At 54.9% G+C, this 24969-nt stretch carries 18 protein-coding genes and 1 pseudogene; 15 read left to right on the top strand and 4 right to left on the bottom strand.

Translation table 11 applies throughout. From position 1 onward, the window contains the following. Position 1: 1 nt before the first annotated feature. The 4 genes from mtaB to BN2684_RS09475 all read left to right on the top strand — a co-directional run bounded on the left by mtaB (position 2) and on the right by BN2684_RS09475 (position 4518). Positions 2–1348 (top strand): tRNA (N(6)-L-threonylcarbamoyladenosine(37)-C(2))-methylthiotransferase MtaB, encoded by a 1347-nt coding sequence (gene mtaB / locus BN2684_RS09490; RefSeq protein ID WP_058301932.1) that lies wholly within the window; start codon positions 2–4, stop codon positions 1346–1348. A 70-nt stretch (positions 1349–1418) separates the two neighbouring features. Next, positions 1419–1844: an NUDIX hydrolase gene (locus BN2684_RS09485; protein ID WP_058301931.1), complete on the top strand. Its 426-nt coding sequence runs from the start codon at positions 1419–1421 to the stop codon at positions 1842–1844. Beyond that, positions 1841–2527: a deoxyribose-phosphate aldolase gene (gene deoC / locus BN2684_RS09480; protein WP_058301930.1), complete on the top strand. Its 687-nt coding sequence runs from the start codon at positions 1841–1843 to the stop codon at positions 2525–2527. Before BN2684_RS09485 ends, deoC begins: the two co-directional genes overlap by 4 nt. 278 nt (positions 2528–2805) lie before the next feature. Beyond that, a complete protein-coding gene (locus tag BN2684_RS09475) occupies positions 2806–4518 on the top strand; it encodes a methyl-accepting chemotaxis protein (RefSeq protein ID WP_058301929.1) in 1713 nt (570 codons plus the stop codon). Between the two features lie 60 nt (positions 4519–4578). Here BN2684_RS09475 and BN2684_RS09470 read toward each other — a convergent pair whose 3' ends face one another. Beyond that, positions 4579–5538: a Na/Pi cotransporter family protein gene (locus BN2684_RS09470; protein WP_058301928.1), complete on the bottom strand. Its 960-nt coding sequence runs from the start codon at positions 5536–5538 to the stop codon at positions 4579–4581. A gap of 103 nt (positions 5539–5641) precedes the next feature. Between BN2684_RS09470 and BN2684_RS09465 the strand changes: the two genes are divergently transcribed. The 6 genes from BN2684_RS09465 (at position 5642) to BN2684_RS09445 (ending at position 10760) form a co-directional block, all read left to right on the top strand. Beyond that, complete coding sequence (locus tag BN2684_RS09465; protein ID WP_392389006.1) at positions 5642–7024, top strand: class I SAM-dependent rRNA methyltransferase; 1383 nt, start codon at positions 5642–5644, stop codon at positions 7022–7024. 263 nt (positions 7025–7287) lie between these two features. Continuing rightward, a complete protein-coding gene (locus tag BN2684_RS09460) occupies positions 7288–8298 on the top strand; it encodes a tetratricopeptide repeat protein (RefSeq protein ID WP_058301926.1) in 1011 nt (336 codons plus the stop codon). Between the two features lie 10 nt (positions 8299–8308). Next, on the top strand, positions 8309–8848 hold the full coding sequence (locus BN2684_RS09455; protein ID WP_058301925.1) for a metalloprotease family protein: 540 nt from the start codon (positions 8309–8311) through the stop codon (positions 8846–8848). 176 nt (positions 8849–9024) lie between these two features. Further along, positions 9025–9192, top strand: a complete 168-nt coding sequence (locus tag BN2684_RS24480) for a hypothetical protein (protein ID WP_159065779.1) — start codon at positions 9025–9027, stop codon at positions 9190–9192. A 103-nt stretch (positions 9193–9295) separates the two neighbouring features. Further along, complete coding sequence (locus tag BN2684_RS09450) at positions 9296–9997, top strand: lysophospholipid acyltransferase family protein (protein WP_058301924.1); 702 nt, start codon at positions 9296–9298, stop codon at positions 9995–9997. A gap of 109 nt (positions 9998–10106) precedes the next feature. Then, positions 10107–10760: a tetratricopeptide repeat protein gene (locus BN2684_RS09445; protein ID WP_058301923.1), complete on the top strand. Its 654-nt coding sequence runs from the start codon at positions 10107–10109 to the stop codon at positions 10758–10760. 215 nt (positions 10761–10975) lie between these two features. Here the strand turns inward: BN2684_RS09445 and BN2684_RS09440 are convergent, their stop codons facing one another. From BN2684_RS09440 to BN2684_RS24475, 3 genes are all read right to left on the bottom strand, one after another. Next, complete coding sequence (locus tag BN2684_RS09440; RefSeq protein ID WP_058301922.1) at positions 10976–11344, bottom strand: VOC family protein; 369 nt, start codon at positions 11342–11344, stop codon at positions 10976–10978. 92 nt (positions 11345–11436) lie between these two features. Continuing rightward, the gene (locus tag BN2684_RS09435) at positions 11437–12327 is read right to left on the bottom strand and encodes a carbohydrate kinase family protein (RefSeq protein WP_058301921.1); all 891 of its coding nucleotides are present in this window, start codon (positions 12325–12327) and stop codon (positions 11437–11439) included. Positions 12328–12487: 160 nt separating this feature from the next. After that, positions 12488–12628: a hypothetical protein gene (locus BN2684_RS24475; RefSeq protein ID WP_159065778.1), complete on the bottom strand. Its 141-nt coding sequence runs from the start codon at positions 12626–12628 to the stop codon at positions 12488–12490. A gap of 166 nt (positions 12629–12794) precedes the next feature. Here BN2684_RS24475 and BN2684_RS09430 point away from each other — a divergent pair, with 166 nt between their 5' ends. The 5 genes and pseudogenes from BN2684_RS09430 to BN2684_RS09410 form a co-directional block, all read left to right on the top strand. After that, the gene (locus BN2684_RS09430; RefSeq protein ID WP_159065777.1) at positions 12795–13850 is read left to right on the top strand and encodes an ArsR/SmtB family transcription factor; all 1056 of its coding nucleotides are present in this window, start codon (positions 12795–12797) and stop codon (positions 13848–13850) included. Positions 13851–13948: 98 nt separating this feature from the next. Next, entirely contained in the window at positions 13949–17695 is a 3747-nt protein-coding gene (locus tag BN2684_RS09425) for a PD-(D/E)XK nuclease family protein (protein ID WP_058301919.1), read from the top strand. After that, positions 17692–22158 carry a UvrD-helicase domain-containing protein gene (locus tag BN2684_RS09420; protein WP_058301918.1) on the top strand — a complete coding sequence of 1489 codons (4467 nt, stop codon included), beginning with the start codon at positions 17692–17694 and terminating at the stop codon, positions 22156–22158. Before BN2684_RS09425 ends, BN2684_RS09420 begins: the two co-directional genes overlap by 4 nt. A 113-nt stretch (positions 22159–22271) precedes the next feature. Beyond that, positions 22272–23444 (top strand): annotated as a pseudogene (locus BN2684_RS09415) (exonuclease SbcCD subunit D); the annotation flags it as partial. A 218-nt stretch (positions 23445–23662) separates the two neighbouring features. Then, the coding region (locus tag BN2684_RS09410) for an AAA family ATPase (protein ID WP_148449962.1) at positions 23663–24969 on the top strand (1307 nt) is incomplete at its 3' end.

The raw sequence follows: 24969 nt of genomic DNA, 5'->3' as shown, positions 1-24969 counted from the left end.
GATGCCGAGCGTAGCTTTTCATACCTTGGGCTGTAAAGTGAATTATTACGAATCCGAGGGAATCTGGCAGTTGTTCAAGAACGAAGGATACGACCAGACCGATTTCGAATCCCCGGCCGACGTCTACATCATTAATACATGCACGGTTACGAATACCGGAGACAAGAAGAGCCGGCAGATCATCCGCCGAGCGATTCGGCGCAATCCCGATGCGATCGTCTGCGTCACCGGCTGCTACGCCCAGACGGCTCCAGCCGAGATCGCGGCGATTCCCGGGGTGGATATCGTCATCGGCACGCAGGATCGGGACAAGATTTTGCCCCTCGTGAACCGCTACCGGCAGGAACGGCAGCCGATCAACGTCGTGCGGAACATTATGAAGACGCGCGAATTTGAAGAGCTGGACGTTCCGGAGTTTGAAGACCGCACCCGAGGGTTTCTCAAGATTCAGGAAGGCTGCAACAATTTTTGCACCTTCTGCATCATTCCCTGGTCGCGGGGGCTCTTGCGCAGCCGAAAGCCGGAGAACGTGCTTCAGCAGGCGCGCCAGCTTGTGGAAGGCGGGTATCAGGAGATCGTCCTGACAGGCATCCACACAGGAGGCTACGGTGAAGATCTGGAAGGCTACAGCCTGGCGGATCTGCTTTGCGATCTCGACCGGATCGACGGGCTGGAGCGCATCCGCATCAGCTCCATCGAAGCGAGTCAGATTACGGACGGCGTCCTGGAGGTGCTGGGAAGCTCGTCAAAGCTGTGCCGCCATTTCCATATCCCCCTGCAAGCGGGAGAGGATTCCGTTCTGAAGCGGATGCGTCGGAAATACACCGCTCAGGAATACGGCGAGAAGATCGCTCGCATCCATGACATCTTCCCGGAAGTCGGGATTACGACGGACGTGATCGTCGGTTTTCCCGGAGAGACCGACGAACAGTTTGAAGCAGGCTACCGGTTCATGAAGGAGATGGCCTTCTCCGAGATGCATGTCTTTCCGTATTCGAAGCGGACGGGAACTCCAGCCGCCCGGATGGAGGACCAAATTGATGAAGAGATCAAGACAGCACGGGTGCATCGCCTGATCGATCTCTCCGAAGAGATGCAGCTGGCTTATGCCCGCAAGTTTGTCGGGAAGACGCTTGATGTCATTCCGGACCGAATCTTGAAGGAAGGCCCGAAGGCGGGGTATTTGGCCGGTTACACGGACAATTACATGCAAGTGGCGTTCCCCGGCACTCCGGAGCAGATGCGCAGGCTCACGAAGGTGCGCGTCACGGAAGCGGGCATTAACGAAAGCTTTGGCGAAGCCTTGGTGAAGACGGCCGCAGACACCGCGAGGATCGTCATCGCTTAGGAAGTGAGCGGCTGTAGGAAGTGAAATGGATGATACTGGATAAGGCAAACTGCAAGCAGGAGGGACCGACATGTTGGTGATATCAGCGGGAGGAGTCGTGTACCGCAAAGGGGAAAACGGGCTGGAGATCCAGCTCATCAAGGACCGTTTCGGCAAGATGACCCTGGCAAAGGGAAAGCTGGAAGCAGGAGAAACGGTGGAGGAAGCCGCGCTCCGGGAAATTGCCGAGGAGACCGGAACCGTCGGCCGAATCGTCGATAAGCTGGTCAACATTTCGTACGAGGACAAGGTTCATGCATCCATGAAGGAGGTTCATTATTTCCTGGTGGAAGCGATTGGCGGCGACGACCGCGTTCAAGTCGAAGAAATCGACGGACTCGGCTGGTATAAGCCGGAGGAAGCGTGGAAGCTCCAACGGAGCTCCGGCTACGGCAACAATGAAGAAGTATTGGCGAAGGCGTTCGCGCTATTAAAACTGGAGGGACCACACAAATGACAAACCTGGACAGCAAAACCATCGCATCTTGGATCGACCACACCCTGCTCAAGCCGGATGCTACGGAACAAGCGATCGAGCAGTTGTGCTTCGAAGCGCTCACTCACAAATTTCACAGCGTATGCGTCAACGGACGTTGGACCAACCTGTGCAAAGAAATTCTTGGAGACTCCGGCGTCTCCATCGCGGTAGTCGTTGGCTTCCCGCTCGGTGCTAACCATACGCCGGTGAAGAGCTTTGAGGCAGCGGTGGCCGCAGCAGGCGGAGCGACGGAAATCGACATGGTGCTCCAGATCGGACAGTTGCTTGAAGGTAATTACCGGGCGGTGGAGAATGACATCCGAGAAGTGGTTCAAGCGGTCTCTGGCCAGGCGATCGTCAAGGTCATCTTCGAGACCGGCTTCCTGAACGAGGAGCAAAAGATTACGGCGTGCAAGCTCTCGGAAGAGGCTGGCGCTCACTTCGTGAAGACGTCGACCGGATTTGGCCCCGGCGGAGCAACCGTTGAAGACATCCGACTGATGCGCAGCAACGTTTCGTCGGCGCTGCAAGTGAAGGCATCCGGCGGAATCCGCGACCTGGAAACGGCTGTACGCATGATCGAAGCCGGAGCTACGCGTCTCGGCACAAGCTCGGGCGTCGCCATCATCAAGGGTCTGAAGGACCAGGACGCCACCTATTAAGCCCGGACCAAAGGACGGAAGAACCGCCTGCTTTCGATTCCGATCGAGAGCGGGCGGTTCTATTTTTGAGTGCTATATTATTCCATTTCTAGCTAGTGAAAGGAGAAATTGCGGCAAATCTCTTACTTTTTGGGTTTTTGGTCGAAATGGGTCTAGTCTATTTGGGCTATATCATATAAAATCATTATATTTACATAAAAAATTCCTTTGATCAGTTGATTCAGACAGAGATAGAGTGCGGCTCATAGGAAGAGGACCATAACTGGAGGGATTAGTTGATGAAGCTGAGTTTTAAGACGATGGGATTAAAATCCAAGCTCATGATCATGCTCGGAATCGTCATTATCATCGGAAGCTCGGTCGTCACGAGTTTTGCCGCGTTTCGGATGAAAATTGCGACGGAGCGTCAGCTGGAAAACTTTGTTGTCACGACCTTTAAGGCGGGCAAAGAGCTGATGGAGGAGAAAAACCCCGGTTTTTGGAACATCGAGCAGGGCAAGCTGTTAAAAGGCATGCAGCCGATTAACGACAATCACTTTTTTATCGATAACCTGGTTCCCCGGCTCGGTAACGAGGATATTCGCATGTCCGTCAGCCAAGGAGAGACGCTGGTGGCTACGAACATCAAGGTAGGAGACCAATATGCAGTCGGTGAGACGATTGCGGATGACGTCCGCAAGACCACCTTGGAGAAGGGCGAAACTTATAAAGGCTATACCAAGGTATCCGGAGTTCGTTATTACGCAGTGTATGATCCGATCAAAACGGAGGCTGGTGAGTCGATTGGTGTCCTAAGCTTCCTCGTCCCCACTTCCGAGACGGACAAGCAAATCTCGGATTTCATCCTGTGGCTCGTTGTCATCGCTATTGGGATTCTCGTCTCCAGCCTGGCCATGGCCTTCTTCTTCACCCATCAGTTGACCCGATTGTTGAAGAAGGTCGGGGTGATGTCCAACCGCATCGCAGACGGCGACCTTCTAGTGGAACCTGTCAAGATCATCTCTCATGACGAGGTCGGGATGGTTTCGGAATCCATCAACCGCATGATCGACAACCTGCGTGGTATTGTCGGCAAAGTGGATGCCGCGGTCGGGCAGGTCGGCCAATCGTCCAACAACCTCGCTGAAAGCGCGGAACAGGCCAAAGCGGTAACGAATGAGATCGCGGAGACGATGTCGATGCTGGCCGCTTCCTCGGACGGCCAGGTGAGGACCTCGGAGGAAAGCTCTCTTGCCGTAGCCGCCATGGCGGAGGATATTCAGAACGCAGCCGCTTCCTCTGCCTTGGTCTTCCAGGAGTCCAAGCACATGACCGAACAGGCCGTTCGGGGCATCGAATCGATTGAAGCGGCCGTGAGTCAGATGACGGTCGTCAACGATACCGTGAACAAAACCTCCGACTCCATCGAGCATCTCAATCACATGTCCGTACAGATCGAACAGATCGCGGCGGTCATCGAAGGGATCGCCTCCCAAACGAACCTTCTCGCCCTCAATGCGGCGATTGAAGCCGCACGAGCAGGCGAATCCGGTCGAGGCTTCGCCGTTGTCGCGGATGAGATCCGCAAGCTGTCCTATCAGACGGAGCAATCCGCGAAGCAGATCGCCGGCCTTGTCACGAAGGTTCTTACGGCAGCCAACGATGCCGATGTGAGCATGCAGCGCGGCAAAAAGGAATTCACCGAAGGCTTCGAGCGGGTGGATCGGGCGAGCGCCGTCTTCCGGCTGATCGCAGACAGCGCAAGCAGCATCACCGGAAAGATGGAAGAGATGTCGGCCTTCTCCGAGCGGATGTCCGCAAGCACCGAAGAAGTTGCGGCTTCCGTCGAGGAGATTTCAGGCTCTGCTCGTCAAGCGGCAATCGGGGTTCATGGAGCTGCCGCCATGACCGAAGAAGAATCGGCGACGATGGAAGAGGTCGCACACGCAGCAGCTGTCCTTCGCGAGTTGGCGGAGGACTTGAAGCAAGCCATCTCACAGTTTAAACTATAAAGGAATGGTTGGGTTTCGACTTGGCTTTCCTTCGGTTTTCAAGAAACGGATGCCGTCCGCTCACGGACGGCCGATCCGTTTCTTCTTGTTTTGCCAGGGGAGCAAGTAACAGAGAGGAAGGGCTAGGAGAGAGCTGAGCACGTTGAACAGCGTCTGCGCCCGGGCCATTTGCACAGCCGCATCGGCGCTCATCTGTGTGACCAGATCGGCTATGGGCGGGATGAAGGGATAAAAGAGTGCCGCGCCGCCGATATTGAGTAACGTATGGGTCCAGGCAACGTAAGCTCCATACCGGCTGCCGCCGATGGAAGCGAGAAGCGCGGTGGCGCAGGTGCCGACATTCGCGCCGAAGATGATGGCGATGCCGAGCTCGGGGGGGAAGGCTCCCGACCCGACGAGGCTCATGGTCATCGCAATGGTGGCGGCACTGCTGTGGATGACAGCCGTAACAGCGGCGCCTGCGAGCACTCCCCACAACCGGCTTTCTTGGGACTTGTGGATGAGCCAGGTGAACATTCCCCGCGCTTCCAGCTCAGGGGTAAGTCCCTGCATCATTCCGACGCCGAGCAGGATGCAGGCGAAGCCTGCCGTCGCCAGGGCCGTGAACCCGACCTTGGACGCCTTCGGTTTCCGGTCCACGAATGCCATGGCAATAAGCCATACGGCCGTCGAGGAGAGGAGCATCGGCAGCGCGATCTTACCGAGACTCAAGCCGATCAGTTCCGTGGTCAAGCAGGTGCCGATGTTGGTGCCCAGAATGATGCCGATGGTTTGGCTGAACCGCATCAACCCTGCATTGACGAGGCCGATCGTCACCACGGTGACGGCGGTGCTGCTCTGCATGAGCGCCGTGAGGACGGAGGAGGCGGCCATGCCGCGAAGCGGTGTGCCGGTGAAGCGCTTCAGCAGCTCCGGCAGGCGTGGACCCGCCGCCCGTTCCAGGGCGAATTCCATCGTCTTCATGCCGAAGAGAAGCAGGACAAGCCCGACGGCGAGCGGAATCACTAGGGAATGAATCATTTGGTCTCTCCTTACCTGCGAAATCTCGAAATGAAGGGGACAGCCTCGGCTGACTTGTCCCAAGCGAAGGATACTATTACCATATGATGTTGAAAAACGAGTCATGATAGGAGAGAAGCTTGTGGCAAACATAATCCTGCTGAAGAGCCGGAAGAAACGAATCGAACAAGGACATCCGTGGGTCTACCAGAGCGAAGTGGAAAGGTTGGAAGGGGAAGCAGCTCCGGGTGATGTGGTGACCGTTTCCTCTCACCAGGGGAAGGTGCTCGGAAGCGGATACTACAATCCCAAGTCGCAGCTTGTCGTGCGGCTCATCAGCTTCGGTTCTCTCGTCGAAATGAATGTCGCCTTCTTCGAGGAACGGTTCAAGCGCTGTCTTGCCCATCGGGAACGGTTCGTCCCCGGAGCCGATTCCTGCCGGATGGTCTATGGAGAGGCCGACTTCCTTCCCGGTCTTATCGTGGATAAATTCGCGGATATCCTGGTTGTGCAGATTTTAACGCTGGGCATGGATTTGCGCCGGAAGGAGATCACAGAGGCGCTCGTCTCCGTCTTCCATCCCGCTGGAATCTACGAGCGAAGCGATGTGTCGGTTCGCGAACTGGAAGGGCTGGAGGAGAATACGGGGCTTCTCTATGGAGAATGTCCGGAGACCGTGCAGATCACGGAGAATGGGTTGAAGATCGAGGTGGACATTCGCCACGGTCAGAAGACGGGGTATTTCTTCGATCAGCGGGAAAACCGCGCTTCCATCGCGCCGCTCATGCTCGGTTGGGGAGCCCGCAGCGGCATCCGGCTGGAGGAGCAGGAGACGGAGGAAGGCCTTCGTACGGTACCGGTCAATGCAAGCGGCAAGCCCGTAACCTTCCCGTATTGGGACGGAGCGACCGTCCTCGAATGCTTCGCGCATACCGGCAGCTTTACGCTGCATGCCTGCAAGTATGGAGCGAAGAAGGTGACCTGCCTCGACGTGTCCGAGCATGCGATTGTTAGCGCCAGACGGAATGTTGAGCTTAACGGCTTTACCGACCGAGTGGAATTCGTCACGGCGGACGCCTTCGAGTACTTGCGCTCGCAGGTGCAGGGGCTCACTGACCGTCGGGAACGGGCCCAAGCAGGAGACAAGAAGGTAGACACCTCCAAGAAGCTCGCTACGAGCGGCCGCACCTGGGATGTTGTCGTCCTGGACCCGCCCGCCTTCGCCAAGAACCGCCGTTCCATCCCTGGCGCCTGCCGCGGCTACAAGGATATCAACCTGCACGGCATGAAGCTCGTCAACGAAGGCGGCTACCTGGTAACGGCAAGCTGCAGCTATCACATCTCCGCCGAGCTGTTCCTGCAGACGGTGCACGAAGCTGCAATCGACGCGGGCAAGCAGCTGCGACTCGTGGAATTCCGTGCCGCAGGCAAGGACCATCCGCGCATCCTCGGCGTCGACGAGGGGAATTATTTGAAGTTTGCGATCTTCGAAGTGACCTCCCGGTAGGTCGTTTGACAAGTTGATAGGTCCTACACCTGATAAGCACCCTTTAGAGCGTACGCTGAACGTCCCGGTGGCGGTTCAGATCAAGCCTGGGGTGCTTTTTTGTAGCATTATTACAAAATTCGACAACATTTGAAGAGATCACAAAGTACAATAATCCAGTCGGCATGGATACTTTTTCACAATTGATTAGTACGATTTGTCGACAGGAGTCGGATTCAGTACCAGGCTCGAACCGTCAAAACCAGCGATAAAGGGGAGAAATGATGAACGACAAAGAAGAAGCTTTATACGAAATAACGGAAGGAACGGAGAACCCATATGGGGAACCGTTAAAATTCCATGTCCCTCTTAAGGTTGTGGGGTTGTTGGTCCTTGTCGCGGTCTTATACGTGATCTGCATGTTCCAGTTTCCAAAGGTGCTCAAGGACTATCAGGTTTACATAATGGCGGAGGAACGCCTAGCAAAAGGAGAGACTTCTTCTGCCATCGGAGATTTGTCGGAGCTCGCGGAGAAGTATCCGCGTTCCTCGGAGATCATGGTTGAGCTGGTCGATCTGTCTATGAAAGTCGGTTACTATGATACAGCCGCTGCAACCATTGACAACCATTTGGTGGGGGAAAAGCTTGGCAAGGAGGACTACGACAAAATTACCCGGTATACCGAGCAGCTGGAGCGGTTTTATCGTTCTTATGATGCCGTGCAGAAGATTGTGGAAGCCTCCCCCAGTCAAAATCCAGCCGATGAAGCTGCTCGCAAGGGGATGAAGAAGCAATTGATCCAACTGCTCGACCAAACCGATTTGGATCAGGCCTATCTCTACTATACGCTCGGAGCCATAGAGCCGGATGCAACGACTGCCAGGGACTACCTGCAAAAATGCTACGCTATCGATCCCGAGCAAGGGGATGTCCGCGTGCGGCTTAGCATCATGAACAGAAAGCTCGATGACATGCAACAGGCCTCCCGTTACGGTCAAGAAGCCTTGCATAAGGATAAACGGGATACCGGGGCTCTTCGCGCCCTGTCAACGATCTCATTGGTCGAAGGCGATCTTCCACAAGGGCTGCAATACGCAGAAGAGGCATACCGAATAAATCCGGAAGGCATCTATATCCGAGATACCTACGCGGTCGCGTTGTATGCCAATGGGAAATTGCAGGAAGCACAGGAGATCAAGAAAGAATTAGAGAGCAGCGGCCAACCCTTGGACGAGAGCATCACCCGTTTTCTGAATGGCGAGATGACTCTCCGAGACTATTACGTAGGGAAGTAGGTTTAAAGATATGTTAATACCTGGACTCGGACTCATCCTTTCGATCATTACCTTTCCTGGAGTGATCGTGCACGAGCTGGCCCATCAAATCTTCTGTTACCTGTGCAAGCTGAAGGTTTATGAAGTTAAATACTTCCGAGTGGGCAATCCTTGCGGGTATGTCATCCACGAAACATCGGATGATCCGCGCAAGATTTTTCTCGTCTCGATGGGACCCTTCTTTGTAAATACGCTCCTGGGAATGATCATTGTTTTACCGGCATCGATCAAGGTAATTGCTTTCGAGGATTATAGCAATTTTTCCGTACTGCTTCTGGCTTGGCTCGGCTTTTCCATTCTGATGCACGCCTTTCCAAGCACGGGAGATGCCAAGGTGATGGTGAGCGGTATCTTGAAAAATAAAAAAGTTGGCATCCTGCCCAAGGTGATCTCGGCTCCATTCATATTGCTGGTTTATGTCGGCGCAATCGGTTCCGTCGTTTGGCTTGATGCGGTTTATGCGGTAGCTGTAGCGATGGTTGTTCCGGACCTGTTGGTCCATCTGATTTAAGTTTTGAGGGGGCATCCCCCTCCTTTTTCGTACCCGCCACCGTTCGTAGAATTGGATATCGAAATGAGGATAAGGAATGTTAGAATCTACCTGTGAGCTGTGGAGCTTGCGGGTGGATTTTTGTGCTAAAGTCATCCATTTGTATGATATATTGGATTAAAAATGGAGGGCTTCACATGGATAAAGGGATTCCTGTTTATCTTCGGAGATTATCAAGTAACGATATTTCACTTGTTGAAGAATGGTTAAACAAGCCGCACATAATAAAATGGTTCGGCGATCCTCAAGAATGGTTGAATGAAATCCATAATGACCAGGAACAGGACTCTACAAGTTTATCGTAAATGATCAAGAGGACTAATCCTACGCGAGACCATGTGGTGGAGCCATCTGTTCTCATGGGTTCGACTGCTTGATCGAGTATAAATATTCTGGAGGAGTAAGCAAATGATATCCACTACAGCGGCAAAAATGATCAATCGTTTACCGGATAGATTGGTTACCTACCTATCTAAAAAAATTGTAGATCACTACTTAAAAAAATATGCCCATATAACCATAGAAGGTAGTGAAAACTTAAAGGGAATCATAACACCCACGATTTTTATATGTAATCATTTAAGCAATTCGGATGGATTGGTTTTAGACAAGGCTTTAAAAGAGATTGATCCCACTTTTGTAGCAGGTGAAAAACTGTCAAATCATGCTGTTACAAGTATTGGGGTTCATGTAATAAAAACGACAACGATTAAACCCAATACTGCTGATAAAGAGGGTCTCGAGAAAATAATTAGGCTTGTGAAGCAAGGGGAAAGCTTATTGATATTCCCAGAAGGAACTAGAAGTAGAGGTAGTAGTTTGATCGAAGCGAAGAAAGGAATCCTTCTTATCGCAAGAATGACAGGAGCTCCTATTGTACCTATTGGATTATATGGGACCGAAAAACTGTTGCCGATAAATAAAGAAGGAGATATGAGGGCGGAAACCTTTCATGATGCAGATGTTCATATCAACATTGGAAAACAATTTGAAATTCATAAGAGAGAAAAAGAACAAGATAAAAAAGAATATGAAGAATATTCCATAAATTATTTAATGAAGAAAATAGCGGAATTATTGCCTGATAATTATAGAGGAGTATATAGATAAGTAGACAGAAAGTGCAGCGTACTCAAAGTGGAACTGCAATCCATTCTCCCGAATCGTATTGCTATTGTTCAACAGATCAGCGGTTTCCATAAAAAGGTAGGGGATTAACATGAAACCTTATGACAAAGGGGATCAATTATACTCGGATGGAAAATTTTCAGAGGCCGCTAATGTGTTTAGAGAGTGTATTGATTTGGGGATAGACCTAATCGATAGCATGAATTACTTAGGTTGTTGTGAGATGCAACTGGGCAATTACGAAGCGGCGCATCATTGGCTTGATAAGGCAATTTCGCTAGAACCGGTGTGGGAAAGACTCTATACCAATAAGAGCAGAATCTATATGAAACAAGGGAATGATTTAAAGGCGAAAGAGCTTTTGGACAGATCTCTCGAATTACATATTGAAAACGAGGATACTTTATATTACTTAGGTCTGTTTCATGAAAGGCAGGGAGACTTGGACCGGGCTAGAGAAGCCTATAAAAAATCCTTAGAAATTGACCCAAATCAATCGGGAACCCTTCTTAATTATGGAGTAGTTGAATATCGGCTCGATCATAAAGAAGAAGCCAAGAGTCTTTTTGAAAGGGTGCTAACTCTTGATTCGAAAGAAAGCTTGGCATATTGGAATTTGTCACAAATTTATATCGATTCAAATAGATATACAGAAGCAATTATTTATTTAAATCAATATATCGAATTAAACGAACAAGATAGAGAAGCGATAGAGTTACGAAAGGAATTAGAAGCTCCCAGATAAGATATACCTAGTTTTCTGTTTGATCAGTAAATTCCAGGTGCATCAGGAACTCGTTTTTAGAGACCAAATTTATATCGAAATCAGATGTTCAATGGTCTGCCAAATGGGAATCGTAGAAGCTGAAATCAGACAGGTAATTCTTCGAGGGTAAGGGCGGAATTGCCCGGTACTGACGACGATTAAGCCTCTTGGGTTCATGAATGTAAGGCGAATTATTAATCTCCGATTTCGATAAGATTCCCCTCAGGGTCTGCAATAAAGAAGTTTCTCTGACCCCATGGCTGAGTGGCCAACTCGGTTACGATCCTGACTTGGAGGTTTTTCAACCGTTCATATTCTTGATCAAGCTCAGGTGTGGCAAAGGTCAGGTACATCTCCATCGTAAGATTAATTCCGCTTGGCGGATAATACGTTACACCAATGGACTTTGCGAAATCTTTTCGATCATACATAAATAATCCATCATTGCCTTTTTTGAAACTGGCAAACAGTCCACCGTCCCAATCCGTTTCGAAGTTCAAAATATCGGTATAAAACGAAACCATCTTTTTCATGTCTTCAACAAATATCCCCACATTATGCATAGAACAACCCCCTCATCATATGTGAAATGTTGCACCTTTGCGATTGTAAATAATTTCAATATTGACCGTCAATAGAATGATGGATCCATTTTTCAACCGAAGTGTTTAGCATACTCCTGCAGCAAGAGCTGTTCGTTCAAATTCGGATAGACGAGCTCCTTCGCTGTGATGCACAAGCCAGCACAGATCGTGGCTAAGCGCATACATTCCTCTAGGGTTCGATTACGCAAGTATCCGTACAGAAAGCCAGAGAAGAAACTGTCGCCAGCGCCATTCGCATCCGTTAAGGTGTAATCCTCAATAATGTCGATATCTCCCCATACACCATCTTCGCTTAAGTAAGTCGCTCCCTTTTTCCCATGGGTACATACCACCAGCTTCTTGCCTCGATGTTGAAGATCTGCCATGACCTTTCGATAGTCAGTCAACTGATCGGAGCTTAGAAATATAGAGTCGGCTGCTTCGATATACTCCTCATGATAGCTGTTTATCCCGTCATAATCATGTAAATCGGTCCAGATGGGTTTCTTGTATTTCTGACAGAGGCTGATCAATGCTTTCGTATACCCGATAATGTTTAGAACGACGAGATCGCATTGACGAATGAGTTCTTCTAGCTTGATCATATCTAGCGGTGGATTCGAAGAGGACTGAGTCACAAAAATCGAAATTCGATTCCCTTGCTGATCCATGATATTAACATGACGCTCGGTACCTTGTGGATCAAGATCGTAGCGAAAGTCTACTCCCGACTGTTCAAGAGCCTCCTTAATGAGTTGACCATAGAGATCGTCCCCGATAATGGAATGTAAGAAGCAAGGCACGTCGAGCTTATGCAAATTGAGCGCTTTGCCCGCGCCCGTTGAGCCGATGGTTTCGTGAAAAGGAGCATAATGAATGGTATGTGACTTTAGCTGAGGAAGCTGGGGCAAGGAAATAATCGAATCGTAGGTTGTGCCGCCTAAAATGAGCACGTTCAACATGGTTGTATCCTCCCTAGTTAAGATTGAGCTGCTCCCAATCGTAAGGCTAACTCTTTGATCGTTTGAGATAGCTTCTGATTTACCGGATAGATGCTTTCTAAATAATTCAATATTCGGAGTGCGGATTGAGGAAGCTTATGGTATCCCTGCAGCATCTCACCTAAATGGACAGAGAAGTCGGGAAATCTAGCTCCAGTCCAATTGATCGATAAAACGCGCTACGCAGCCGGGCTTGATCATTCTTGTTCAGGCTCTGTCCGATGGCATCCAACCGTTCTAGTAAACGTTCTTTGGGGATCATGCTGCCACTCCTTTCGGATGAGGATACAAACCGATTATACATTAGATAAACATGAAATCAATATAGATTAGATAATTATTTAATACATTGACTTGATTTGAAAAGTTTTTGTATGATGAATTGGATGTTCATCGAATTCAAATCAGGAATGGTGGGGCTGGTTTCCATGAAAAAAGCGATAGCGATTCGGATAAGCACACCGATGGAGTTTTTATATTCCCTGTTTGCGGTGGGGACGGATAAGGGCTTTATCGAGATGATCCGGGCCTTTGACCTGGAGCCCAATGATCAAATAACCGGTATCCTTCAGGAAATGAAGAAGAGACTATCGCAGTACCTCTTGCAGGAAATGACCTACTTTTTTGATGCAAGCGGATGCGGGTTTATCCTGTATAAATACATAGTCCGTAACCCAACGATAAATAAGGTAAGCGAAATCATAGAGCAGGTTCAAAGGGACTCCGCGGATGATTTGGTTTGGAAAATCATCGAAAGCGTCTGTAAGAATACATTGCCGGAAAAAGAGACTCCCGCTTACAAAGAACTGTTAGGAAATCGGCATAAGCTCTTACAGCTTCTCGGTGAAACGAGGTTTCAAGACGAGAAGAGAAGGAGTAGGGTCATTGAAGCAGTGGATAATCCGGAGGAGATCAAGCAGCGATTTCTTTTGTTAGTGAGTCGATTTTATGCCGTCGGGTTTGCCCCGTTTGAAGCGGATATCCTGCAGGCGATCGAAGCGGAAAAGCCCAAATACGATGATCTGCTGGAGGAAAAGCCTGAGCTGGTTGTCAGCCAATATTTGAATATCGATCGCTTATTGGACCATCCGAAGGGATATATCCTTCATTTGAGCTTTTTCAAATATGTGAGCTGCCATGCTTATTCTTCTTATCAGGAAGACTTAGCGGATTGGTTTGTCCTAGGGATCTATTCGGATCGTTTGTACGATGACTTAGCGGCTGTAGAAAGACAGGCTCAGTTTTTTAAGGTTTTATCAGATGTCAACCGAATCGCGATTATCCGACGCCTGGCTGAGCGCCCTTGGTTTGGACAGGAGCTGGCAGAAGCCTTGAATATTTCGCCGCCAACCGTTTCCTATCATATGGGGTTTCTTCAACAAATCGGTGTGGTTAGCTTTACCCGAACGGACAACCGGTTCTATTACGAGCTGGATCGTTCGAAGCTGCTGAAGCCTCTTGAAGGCTTTATCAAATCCATATAGGGGATAAGAACATTTGCTCCCTTTTTTGCGAGCTTGGTTCGACGTTTTATGCTAAAATGAAAGAATCGAGAATGCGGCAAGGTTGGGAGCGGGATGGAATGCCATTGCAAGTTGTGATTGGACGTGCCGGGAGCGGCAAGACGGCCCATTGTCTGGGCGAGATCGGAGAACGGCTGAGGAGCGACCCAGAAGGCGGGCCACTTCTTCTGCTTGTTCCGGAGCAGGCGACGTTTCAGGCGGAGCAAGCTTTGCTCGCGCTGCCCGGAGTAGCCGGCTATATGCGGGCGCAGGTATTCAGCTTTCGCCGTCTCGCTTGGCGGGCTATGCAGGAGCTGGGAGGAACGGCGGGCGTGCCGGTGAGCGACCTCGGCAAGACGATGCTGCTGGAGCGCCTTCTCCATCAGCATGAACAGGAGCTGCGGGTGTTTCGGCAGCCTCCTGGCAAGCTCGGCGTGGCGCAGTCGTTGAATGGACTATTCAAGGATTTGCAGCGGAATCTGATCGCTTCGGAGCAACTGAGCGCCGCTGCTAGAAGGCTGATGGACGACCCGGAAGGACCATCATTGGATGAACGGCAAGAAGCCGAACCAATAAGCGAGCTGGCGCCTTCGGGCAGCGACCGCCTCACCGAGAAGCTGGGCGAGCTCTCTCTCTTGTACGGGGATTATCGCCGGACCTTGTCCGGGCGTTTTCTGGATAGCGAGACCTTTCTCGACCGACTTGCGGAAGGAGCGAGCCAGATTTCGTGGCTGAAGGAAGCCGAGATTTGGGTGGACGGCTTCTACGGCTTCACTCCACAGGAACGGCGGGTTCTCGTCCGGCTTGCGCTCCATTCCCGGAAAATGACGATCGCTCTGCCCTTGGATCGTCCTTACCAGGCAGGAGACGAACCGGATGAATTCGGCCTGTTTTATTCTCCGGCGAAGGCGATGGCTCAGCTTCTTCAGAAAGCGGACGAGGCTGGGGTCGAGATTGCCGACCCTCTCGTACTGCCATCTGACGCCATGCCACGCTTTCGGAGAAGCCCGATGCTTGCCCATCTGGAGCGGACCTTTGAGGATCGGGCGGCTGCGCGGCGAATTGTTTACCCGGAAAGCCGATTCGGCTCGGACATCGTGATGGCCGCAGCCGTGAATCGGAGGGCGGAGGTAGAGGGCTGTGCACGGGAAATCGTGCGGCTCTCGCGCGATGAAGGTCGCCGCTACCGGGAGATGGCCATCCGCGTGCGGCGAATGGACGAGTATGCCGACTTGATCCAGCAGGTGTTCACCTCCTTTGGAATTCCTCACTTCCTCGATGAGCGGCGCCCCGTGCTGCATCACCCCCTCATGGAGTTCATACGATCCGCTCAGGAGGTCGTGATCCGGGACTGGCCGTATGAAGCGGTGTTCCGCTGCGTCAAAACGGACTTTTTACTGGGGAATGGCACGGGACCGCTGGAAGGCGGAGTATCCACCATCAAGGGAGAAAAGGAGGGACGGGAGGCTGGCGAAGGCCAGCTGTCCTTCTTCGAAGAGGAGGAGGCTGCGGCTGCGCTTGATCCTTCCGCTCTGCCCCATCTGGATCGCCGGGGAGTGGACCTGTTGGAGAACTATGTCCTGGCGCGGGGAATTGCGGGCAGCCGCTGGAAGGATGACCGGTATTGGGAGCTTTACGTGCCGCTCCCTCTGGACGAGGAGGAAGAAGCTGTGCCGCGAGAAGCGACGGAAGCGGAGAAGGCTCGGCATGGCCTCATCAAGGGGAACCGAGATCATATTCTGCTCCGGTTTGCAGAGTTTGAGCGGCTGACGAAGAAGGCGAAGACGGTTCGCGAGCACGCCTCCGCCCTCTATACCCTGCTCACAAGCTGCGGAGTACCGGAGAAGCTGCAAAGCTGGTCGGATGAGGCGCTCCGCGCGGGCGAACCTGAGAAAGCCCAAGAACATGTTCAGCTCTGGGATAAGGTGATTGAGCTGTTCGATGAGCTGGTCGAGCTGATGGGCGACGAAGAGCTCGACGCCGAGCTGTTCGCTCGCTTGGTCGATACCGGGCTGGAGAGCTTGTGTCTCGGCCTTGTTCCGCCCGCGCTCGATCAGGTGCTGGTCGGTTCCATGGACCGGACTCGCTCGGAGCAGAAGTGGATCGTCTTCATCCTCGGAGCGAACGAAGGCGTTCTGCCGGCGAAGCCCGAAGAGGACGGCATCTGGAGCGATGCCGAGCGGCTTCGGCTGACGGATGCTGGACTTGAGCTGCCCGGAGGAGCCCGCAGGCGGCTTCTCGATGAGCAGCTTTTGCTCTATACCGGCTTAACCTCTCCTTCGGACCGACTGTGGCTCAGCTACACCTTGGCCGATGATGAAGGGAAAGCGCTGCTCCCATCGGAGATCATCCGGCAGTTGGGCGCTGTTTTCCCACTCGCGCGTGAGAACGAAAGGCTGCTTTATGCGGCTCCTCCTGCCGCGGCATCAAACGAAGAGACGCTGTCGTATCTGACACACCCGGACCGTGCTTTGTCAGATCTCGGCGTGTATTTACAGGAGGGGCTTGAAGGGCAACAGGTCCCGGAGGTTTGGCAGGATGTGTACCGCTGGCTGGATGGGAGTCATCGGTCTGATCTTGCCCTGATCCAAAGCTCCCTCACCTATGGAATTGGGCAGGAAAGGCTAGATTCCTTAACGGCAAAAGAGCTGTACGGAGACGTGCTCCGAGCGAGCGTATCGCGAATGGAGCGGTTTGTCGCATGCCCGTTTTCCCATTTTGCTTCCCACGGTCTTCGGCTGAAGGAACGCAGGCTGTTCCGGCTGGAAGCGCCCGATATCGGCCAGCTCTTCCATGCTGCGCTCAGTCAGGTGGTGCGGGAGCTGAACGCGGACGGGTTGAATTGGTCGGATTTGCCGATGGAGAGAGTGAAAGAAAAGGCATCGCAGGCGGTTGACCGGATCATTCCCCGGCTGCAAGGGGAAATCCTGCTCAGCAACAATCGGTACCGCTACATCGCGCGCAAGCTGAAGGAGATCGTCACGCGGGCTTCGGCTGTGGTGGCGGAGCATGCGCGGGGCAACGGGTTTTATCCGGTGGAGCTGGAGCTTGCCTTCGGTCCGGGGGAAAAGCTGCCTCCGCTCGTCTTTCCGCTGAATAGCGGCGGCCGGATGGAAATCGCCGGGAGAATCGACCGCGTAGATCGTGCAGACGGCGAGAAGGGCATGTACCTGCGCGTCATCGATTACAAATCGAGCGCCCGTTCGCTCGACTTGACGGAGCTGTACAGCGGCTTGTCTCTGCAGATGCTGACATACCTGGATGTGGTCGTCAGCCATTCCGAACGCTGGCTTGGCCAAAAGGCGATTCCTGCCGGCGTACTCTATTTCCACGTGCACAATCCGCTCCTCAGCATGCCGGGACGGCTTGATCCCGAAACAGCGGAAGCGGAGCTGCGTCGGCGCTTCAAGATGAAAGGGCTGCTGCTGGCGGACAAGGAATCTCTTGGGCTGATGGATGCGGCTCTGCAAGCCGATAGCGGAGCCTCGGATATCCTGCCGGTGGCGATCAAGAAGGACGGCACGTTCCGCAAGGGGGCGTCTGTCGCTAGCGAGGATCAGTGGTCTCTCTTGCAAAAGCATGTGCGCGGATCGGTGAAGCAGATCGGATCGCAAATCGCCGCGGGTGTCGCGAATGTGGAGCCGTACAAGCTCGGCAGGAAGACCGCATGCGACTACTGCCCCTACCTGGCCGTCTGCCAAATGGACACCGGGGTGCCGGGCGGCGAATTCCGCACGCTTCCCGCCTATGGGAGCGACGCGGTGTGGTCGGCGTTGGAGCGCTCGGCGGGCAAACCGGAGCAAGCGGACAAGGAGGCGAAGTCATGAGCGGATGGAGACTGGGTGCGAAGCCGGTCGGTTCGACATGGACGGATGAACAGTGGCAGGCCATCGCCTGCCGGGGACAGAATACGCTGGTCGCCGCTGCGGCCGGCTCCGGCAAGACAGCGGTGCTGGTCGAACGGATTATCCGCCGGGTATGCGATGAGGCGAATCCGCTCGACGTGGACCGGCTGCTCGTGGCGACCTTCACGAATGCCGCCGCAGCGGAGATGCGGGAGAGGATTCGCAGCGCGCTCGAGAACGAGCTGACGAAGAATCCGTCCTCGCGGCATCTGCGCTCGCAGCTTGCGCTTCTGCCGCGAGCTTCGATTACGACGCTGCATTCCTTATGCCTGGAAGTCATTCGCCGGCATTACCGCACGATCGGCCTCGATCCCGGCTTTCGCATCGCGAACGAGACGGAGGCCGAGCTGATCAAGCAGGAGCTGATCGAAGAATTGGTCGACAGCCGGTTTGCGTCCTCGGTGGAGGGCGACGGCTTCTGGCTCCTCGCTGACGGCTTCGGTGGTGAGAAAGGCGACGGGCAGCTGTTCAAGCTGATCGCGACCCTGTATGAGGCGTCGCGCAGCCACCCCGCACCGGCGGCTTGGGTTGCGGAGATGGCTTCCCGCTTCGCCGGAGCAGGTGAGGATCTTGTCGCGAGCACAGCGGATCGATCGGGTGATTCAGTTGAGGGCCAATCCGGTGGATCGGACGAGCTTCGTGCAGCTGTCAGCAAGGGACGAGCCGTGGGCGCAAGCCTGTGGTTTGCGAGCCTGCAGGCGGATGTCCGGTTGGAGCTCTCGGGGATCATCGGGCTTCTGGAGGAAGCGGGCCGCATCGCTTCTCTTCCAGCTGGTCCGCTCCCCTATAAAGCCAATCTGTCAGAGGAAGCGGAGGTGTTCCGCCATCTGCTGGCGCTTGCCGACGGAGAGTGGGACGAGCTGCAAGCCGCTACCGGGTTATCGATCTTCGGACGGCTGAAGCCCTGTCGCGGAGACGACTACGACAAAGTCCTGCAAAAGGCGGCACAGGAGCTGCGCGATGGAGCCAAAGCCCGCTGGGCGAAGATGAAAGAGGAGCTGTTCGATCGCACACGTGCTGACTACGAGAGCGAGCTGCAGCACATGGCTCCGGTCATGGACGCGCTGGCCCGGCTCATCATCGACTTCGCGGATCAGTATGGAGCCGCGAAGCGGGAGAAAGGGCTGGTCGACTTTTCCGATCTGGAGCACTACGCTTTGCAAATCCTGAGCGGAGGAACGGATGCGGAAGGAAAGCCTCTTCCCTCCGAAGCTGCCCTCGAGTACCGGAATCATTTTGAGGAAGTGCTGCTCGATGAATATCAAGATACGAACCGGGTGCAGGAGACCATTGTTTCGCTGATCTCACGCCCTGGCGCGGGCAATCGCTTCCTGGTCGGGGATGTGAAGCAGAGCATCTACCGGTTCCGCCTTGCCGAGCCCGGCCTCTTCCTGGAGAAGTACAAGGCTTATCGGAAAAGTGTGGAGGGGGCTATCGATCAGGAGGAGTCGTCCGAGCGGGAGGAGGCATTCCGCGGCCGTGCGGGAGCCGGGCTGCGCATCGATTTGGCCCGAAATTTCCGCAGCCGTACCGATGTGGTGAACGGGGTCAACTATCTTTTCCGGCAGATCATGGAAGAGCGGGTGGGCGAAATCCGCTACGATGCAAGCGCGGAGCTTGTACCGGGAGCGCGTTATCCCGAGGTGGATGCGGATCTGGCGGTGGAAGCGGTCATCCTGGACAAAGCCGGACAAACGGAGCTGCTGCAAGCCGATGAAGCTGGAACCGACAGGGATGGAACCGGCGGGAAGGAAGCGCCGACGGGAAGCCGTGTGGAAGGAGCGTTTGCTTCACAAATAAGCGGAATGGAAACGGCTAGCACGTCGAAAGCAAGCGGGACAGAGGCAAAAGGCGCGCCGAAAGCAGGCGAAGCGGATGCGGAAAAAGCGCTGAGAGCAGGCAGCGAGAGCGGAGACGGGACAAGCGGGCCGAATGGTGAAACGGGAGGCGTGACCGGCGATAACGCGGAGTCTGCCGACGAAGAAGGCGCATGGACGAGACAAGAGCAGGAAACGGCGAGGCTGGAGGCGCGCTTTGTTGCGGAGCGGATTCACCAATTGATGGGACAAGGCGGGCATTCTTCTTTTCCGGTATCGGCGAAAGGCTCAGAGCAGGCAAGACCTCTTGCGTACCGCGATATCGTCATCCTCATGCGCTCGACGGCGGGCTGGGCGCCTCTCTTTGCGGAGGAGCTCGGCAAGGCTGGCATCCCCGTCTATGCGGAGCTGGGGAGCGGCTTTTTCTCGGCCGTCGAGGTTGAGGTCATGCTGTCGCTGCTCAAGGTGATTGATAATCCGTACCAAGATATCCCTCTTGCCGGGGTCTTGCATTCGCCCTTGTTCGGCTTCAGTGCGGACGAGCTGGCGCAGCTTCGTGTGCATAAGCGGGATGGAGCCTTTTACGACGCGGTGTTGGCTTATGGACGTCCTGAGGCGGGAAGCGGCGTGGATGTCAATCCGGAGCTGGCGGATAAGCTGTACGGATTTCAGGAGCGGCTGGATCGCTGGCGTCGGGATGCGCGGCAGATGACCGTGGCTGAGCTGATCTGGAGGCTGTATCGGGAAACCAAGTATTACGACTTTGTCGGCGGCCTTCCCGGCGGGATACAGCGCCAGGCTAACCTGCGGGCTTTACACGACCGGGCGAAGCAGTATGAATCGACCTCGTTTCGCGGGCTGTTCCGGTTTTTGCGCTTTCTAAACCGGATGCGGGAGAGCGGCGGCGACCTTGGAGCGGCACGTTCCCTTGGCGAGCAGGAGGATGTCGTCAAGATCATGACCATCCACAAGAGCAAGGGGCTGGAGTTTCCCGTCGTTTTCGTGGCGGGCTTGTCCAAGCCTTTCAACCGGCAGGATCTGAATGGCTCCTTCCTGCTGCACAAGGATCTCGGCTTCGGCCCGAAATACATCGATCTCGGCCTGCGCTTGTCTTATCCGAGCCTGGCGACGCTGGCGATTCGCCGACGTCTGAAGCTGGAGGCGCTCGCCGAGGAAATGCGGGTGCTCTATGTCGCCTTGACGCGGGCGAGAGAGAAGTTGATTTTGGTCGGAACGGTCAAGGATGCCGCGAAGGAGACGGGCCAATGGCTGCGAGCCGGTTCAGGAGACGGCGAGACCTTGCCGGATTACGAGCTGGCCTCCGCATCCTGCTACCTCGATTGGATCGGCCCTGCGCTGATCCGGCACCCCGATGCAGAAGAATGGCTGCATGTGGCGGGCGCCGCTCTGGCGTTGCCCGGACAAGCGGACCCTTCCCGGTGGAAAATCTCTGTGCTTCCCGCAGACTCTTATGCACAAGCGAGAACAGACGGACAGAACCGGCAAGAGGAGGGCAATCGCGACTGGCTGGATGCATTGCGGCGGGGGGGACAGCTCCCGCTTCCGGGTACTGGTCTGGCGGAGGAAGTCAACCGGCGTTTGTCCTGGACTTATCCGCATGAAGCGGTGACTCGGCTCATCACGAAGACGACCGTAAGCGAATTGAAGCGGCTGGCGGAGCGCCAGCAGACGGCTTCCGAAGAGGAAGAAGCGGGCATAGATGGTCTGCGGATGATCCCAGGTATCGATAGAGCTGAGCAGGGAGCGGAAGGTCTGTCGGTGATCCCAGGTATCGATAGAGTTGAACAGGACGCGGAAGATCTGTCAGTGATCCCAGGTGTGAGAGCAGAGCAGGGAGCCGTAATGGCTGCTGATGGAACTGCCGGTAAAGCGGATGGTAGACGAGTGGGCGGTAAGCTCAGCTCGCCAATGAACTCCAGCATGATGGACATGCACGAGTCTTCCGCCTCTGCAGGCTCTTCATTTCCCGCGACCAAGGCGGCGGTATTCCGGCGTCCGAAGTTTGCCGAACATCGCGGCTTGAACGCAGCGGAACGAGGAACGGTCTATCACGCCGTCCTGCAGCGGCTTCCCCTTCATCCGGATTTATCGGAGGAGGATGTGCTGCGGACGGTCGAGCAGATGACCGCTCGGCGGCTATTGACGGCCGAGCAAGCGGCGGTGGTTGCCCCGGCGGAGCTCTTTCGCTTTTTCCAGACGGAGATTGGACGACGGCTGCTCTTTGCCGGGCGGGTGGAGAGGGAGCTCCCCTTCAGCTTGAAGCTGAAAGCAGGCGAGCTGTACCCTGGTTTACAGGGAAAAGATGCCGAGGAGACGATCCTCGTGCAGGGGATCATCGATTGCCTGTTCGAGGATGCAGGCGGACTCGTGTTGCTGGATTACAAAACTGATTCGTTGTGGCGGGAAGAGGCTGCCGGGCGCGCGGAACGATACCGGATTCAACTGGAGCTTTATGCGAAGGCGGTGGAGCAAATCCGCCACCGGAAGCCTGCTGAGATCCACGTTTATTTCTTTGACGGAGCACAGTCGGTTAAATTGATCGGGTAAGGCATAGAGGCTGGGAGCTGGCTCTCGGCCTCTATGCCCGTTTGAAGGGGAGGGTACTGTTCCCGGTCTTGGCGGGGATGGATTCTGCTCGGAATGAGAAAGAGGAGGCAGTTATGCGAATTTTACATACGGCGGATTGGCATCTGGGGCGAACGCTGGAGGGACGCAGCCGATTGGAGGAGCAGGAGCAGTTTCTCGATGAGCTCGTCCGGATTGTGCGCGAGGAAGAAATTGACTTGGTGCTGCTGGCGGGTGATATCTATGATACTGTGAATCCTCCCTCTGCGGCGGAAAAGCTATTCTTTGACTCGCTGTCCCGGCTTTCGGATGGAGGGGCGCGCCATGTGGCGGTCATCTCGGGCAATCACGACAACCCGGAGCGGCTTGCGGCAGCGGCACCGCTCGCGCTTCGGCACGGGATATCCCTGATCGGTCAGCCAATCTCGGAGCTGTTGGAGTTCGGAATATCCCGCACCGGGGAGCAGGTCCGACTCATGGCCTTGCCGTATCCGTCGGAATCGCGACTCCGCACGGTTCTGTCCGAGGAAGCGGATGAAGCGCTGCTGCATGCGGCATATGCCGACCGGGTGAAGGCTCTCGTCGCCCGTCAATGCGCGGGTTTTCGGCCGGATACCGTCAATTTGATCATGAGCCACCTCTTTGTGTTCGGAGGAGATACGAGTGATTCCGAGCGTCCGATTCATCAGCTCGGTACCGCGTATGCGGTCGATACCGATGCGTTGACAGCCGGAGCCCAGTATGTGGCGCTCGGTCATCTGCACCGTCCTCAGCAGCTGAATGCCCCCGATCCGATCCGTTATTCCGGGTCGCCGCTCGCGTACAGCTTCTCGGAAGCCGGCCAAGCCAAGTCGGTAACGGTGGCGGATCTAGCACCGGGGAAGCCTGCGGTCATCCGCGAGATTCCGTTATCGTCCGGGAGGCCGCTCGTTCGCTGGAAAGCGGCCCAAGGGCTTGCCGAGGTATATCGGTGGCTGGAAGAGGGACGCGATCCACGTGCATGGATCGATCTGGAGCTGCATCTCACGGATGCGATGTCGATGGAGCAGATTCAAAGCTTGCGCAAAGCGCGGGAGGGTATCGTCCACATCCGGCCGGTCTACGCGCAGGAAGAGTCCGAGCTGCGCTCCGAGGCGGGAGATAAGCTCCCGATCGACGAACTGTTCCGGCGCTTCTATGCCCGGCAAACCAAAGGGGCGGAACCGGAGCCGGAGCTGGTCCGGTTGTTTTTGGAGCTTTTGCATGAAGGGGACAGTGAGGAAGCTCTGGAAGAGAATGAGTTTCAAGAGACAGATGCAAAGGCGAAGGCGAGGGTTGAGGCTTATCCGAGCATCCGGCCTATCGCGGGAGTTGGCGGGATAGCGGTAGAAGCCGAAGCCCTGCAGGGTGAGGAACAGACCGGTACCGACTTGAATGAAAAGGCAAAAGCCGAATACGAGCGGCGAAGAGCAGGTATGGAAGCAGCGGCAGCTGGGGAGGGGGAAGCATGAAACCGATTCATTTGTCCCTCTCGGGACTGCAAAGCTACCGGCAAAAACAGGAAATCGACTTCACCGGCTTGAATGGCTCCGGTGTATTCGGTATTTTTGGCCCGACCGGAAGCGGCAAATCGTCCATTCTCGATGCCATCACGCTGGCGCTGTTTGGCGAAGTGGAGCGCGCCGTGAAAGGAACCCAGGGCATCATGAACCATGCCGAGTCCGTCCTAACGGTTTCTTTTACCTTCGAGTTGTCACGAAAAAACGGTCCGGAGCGCTACCGGGTGGATCGCCAGTTTAAACGCGAGGATGAGGTCTCTTTGTCCTCGTCCGTGAGCCGGATCATCCACTACCGGGACGGCGAGCAGGTGGTTCTGGCGGACAAGCACAAGGATGTGAACAGCAAGGTCCAGGAGGTGCTCGGGCTTTCCATGGCGGATTTCACCCGGGCCGTTGTGCTGCCCCAAGGGAAGTTTGCGGAATTTCTTGCGTTGAAAGGGGCGGAGCGGCGGAAAATGCTGCAGCGGCTGTTCCATCTGGAGGAATACGGGGAACAGCTGAACAAGCGGCTCGGTGCTCGCCTGGATCAAGCCAAGCAGGAAAAAGAACGGATCGCCGCCGAGCAGCAAGGGCTAGGAGATGCGTCTCCCGAGGCGGTCGAAGCGGCCCGGCTACGCCTTCTGGAAGCGGAAGAGACAGCGAAGAGCTGCCGGGTCCGTCGGGAGGAAACGGAGCGGCTCTTCGAGGAGCTCCGCCAGCTTCGTCAGTGGCAGGAAGAAGCGGCTCGCTATGAAGTGGAAGCGGCTGGACTCGCCGCGGACCGCGAGGAATGGCAGGAGCGCGAGCGCAAGCTGGAGCGGGCTTCGCTAGCCGCCCGGCTTAAGCCGCTGCTTGACTCGCTGCAAGCGGGGATACGCAGCGAAGCGGAGTGCGCAGTGAGGAACGCGGCGATGGAGGACGAGCGGAAGAGTATGGCGGCTCGCCACGAGGCGACGCGCCTCGCATACGAGCGGGCGAGAGACGAATGGGCGGCAGAGGACGCTCCGCTGTCGGTACGGCTGGAGCAGCTCGGGCAAGCGCTGCGGGAGCAGCAGGAGATTCGTGCCGCCGATACGCGGCTTCAGGAGCTGAGCGAGCAGCTGCTGCAGACCGAGCGTCGCTACGCGGAGGATTCCGCGGGGCTAGCGAGCGAGCGCGAGAAGCTCCGCTCGGGCAGCGCGCTGCAAGCCGAGCTGAAGGAGCAGCTGCTTCGCGCGGAGACGCGGCCCGAGGAGCGGGAGCGCCTGCGCGAAGCGGAGCGCGCTGCGCAAGCGCT

This window comes from Gorillibacterium timonense (assembly GCF_001457415.1).
GTDB lineage: Bacteria > Bacillota > Bacilli > Paenibacillales > NBRC-103111 > Gorillibacterium > Gorillibacterium timonense.
Note: the sequence above shows the minus strand (reverse complement) of the source record. Positions and strands in the feature narration are given on the sequence as shown.

Bases quoted from the DNA above. Each gene is read 5' to 3' on its own strand.
- mtaB (WP_058301932.1), top strand. From the start codon at position 2: ATGCCGAGCGTAGCTTTTCATACCTTGGGCTGTAAAGTGAATTATTAC.
- BN2684_RS09485 (WP_058301931.1), top strand. From the start codon at position 1,419: ATGTTGGTGATATCAGCGGGAGGAGTCGTGTACCGCAAAGGGGAAAAC.
- deoC (WP_058301930.1), top strand. From the start codon at position 1,841: ATGACAAACCTGGACAGCAAAACCATCGCATCTTGGATCGACCACACC.
- BN2684_RS09475 (WP_058301929.1), top strand. From the start codon at position 2,806: ATGAAGCTGAGTTTTAAGACGATGGGATTAAAATCCAAGCTCATGATC.
- BN2684_RS09470 (WP_058301928.1), bottom strand. From the start codon at position 5,538: ATGATTCATTCCCTAGTGATTCCGCTCGCCGTCGGGCTTGTCCTGCTT.
- BN2684_RS09465 (WP_392389006.1), top strand. From the start codon at position 5,642: ATGATAGGAGAGAAGCTTGTGGCAAACATAATCCTGCTGAAGAGCCGG.
- BN2684_RS09460 (WP_058301926.1), top strand. From the start codon at position 7,288: ATGAACGACAAAGAAGAAGCTTTATACGAAATAACGGAAGGAACGGAG.
- BN2684_RS09455 (WP_058301925.1), top strand. From the start codon at position 8,309: ATGTTAATACCTGGACTCGGACTCATCCTTTCGATCATTACCTTTCCT.
- BN2684_RS24480 (WP_159065779.1), top strand. From the start codon at position 9,025: ATGGATAAAGGGATTCCTGTTTATCTTCGGAGATTATCAAGTAACGAT.
- BN2684_RS09450 (WP_058301924.1), top strand. From the start codon at position 9,296: ATGATATCCACTACAGCGGCAAAAATGATCAATCGTTTACCGGATAGA.
- BN2684_RS09445 (WP_058301923.1), top strand. From the start codon at position 10,107: ATGAAACCTTATGACAAAGGGGATCAATTATACTCGGATGGAAAATTT.
- BN2684_RS09440 (WP_058301922.1), bottom strand. From the start codon at position 11,344: ATGCATAATGTGGGGATATTTGTTGAAGACATGAAAAAGATGGTTTCG.
- BN2684_RS09435 (WP_058301921.1), bottom strand. From the start codon at position 12,327: ATGTTGAACGTGCTCATTTTAGGCGGCACAACCTACGATTCGATTATT.
- BN2684_RS24475 (WP_159065778.1), bottom strand. From the start codon at position 12,628: ATGATCCCCAAAGAACGTTTACTAGAACGGTTGGATGCCATCGGACAG.
- BN2684_RS09430 (WP_159065777.1), top strand. From the start codon at position 12,795: ATGAAAAAAGCGATAGCGATTCGGATAAGCACACCGATGGAGTTTTTA.
- BN2684_RS09425 (WP_058301919.1), top strand. From the start codon at position 13,949: ATGCCATTGCAAGTTGTGATTGGACGTGCCGGGAGCGGCAAGACGGCC.
- BN2684_RS09420 (WP_058301918.1), top strand. From the start codon at position 17,692: ATGAGCGGATGGAGACTGGGTGCGAAGCCGGTCGGTTCGACATGGACG.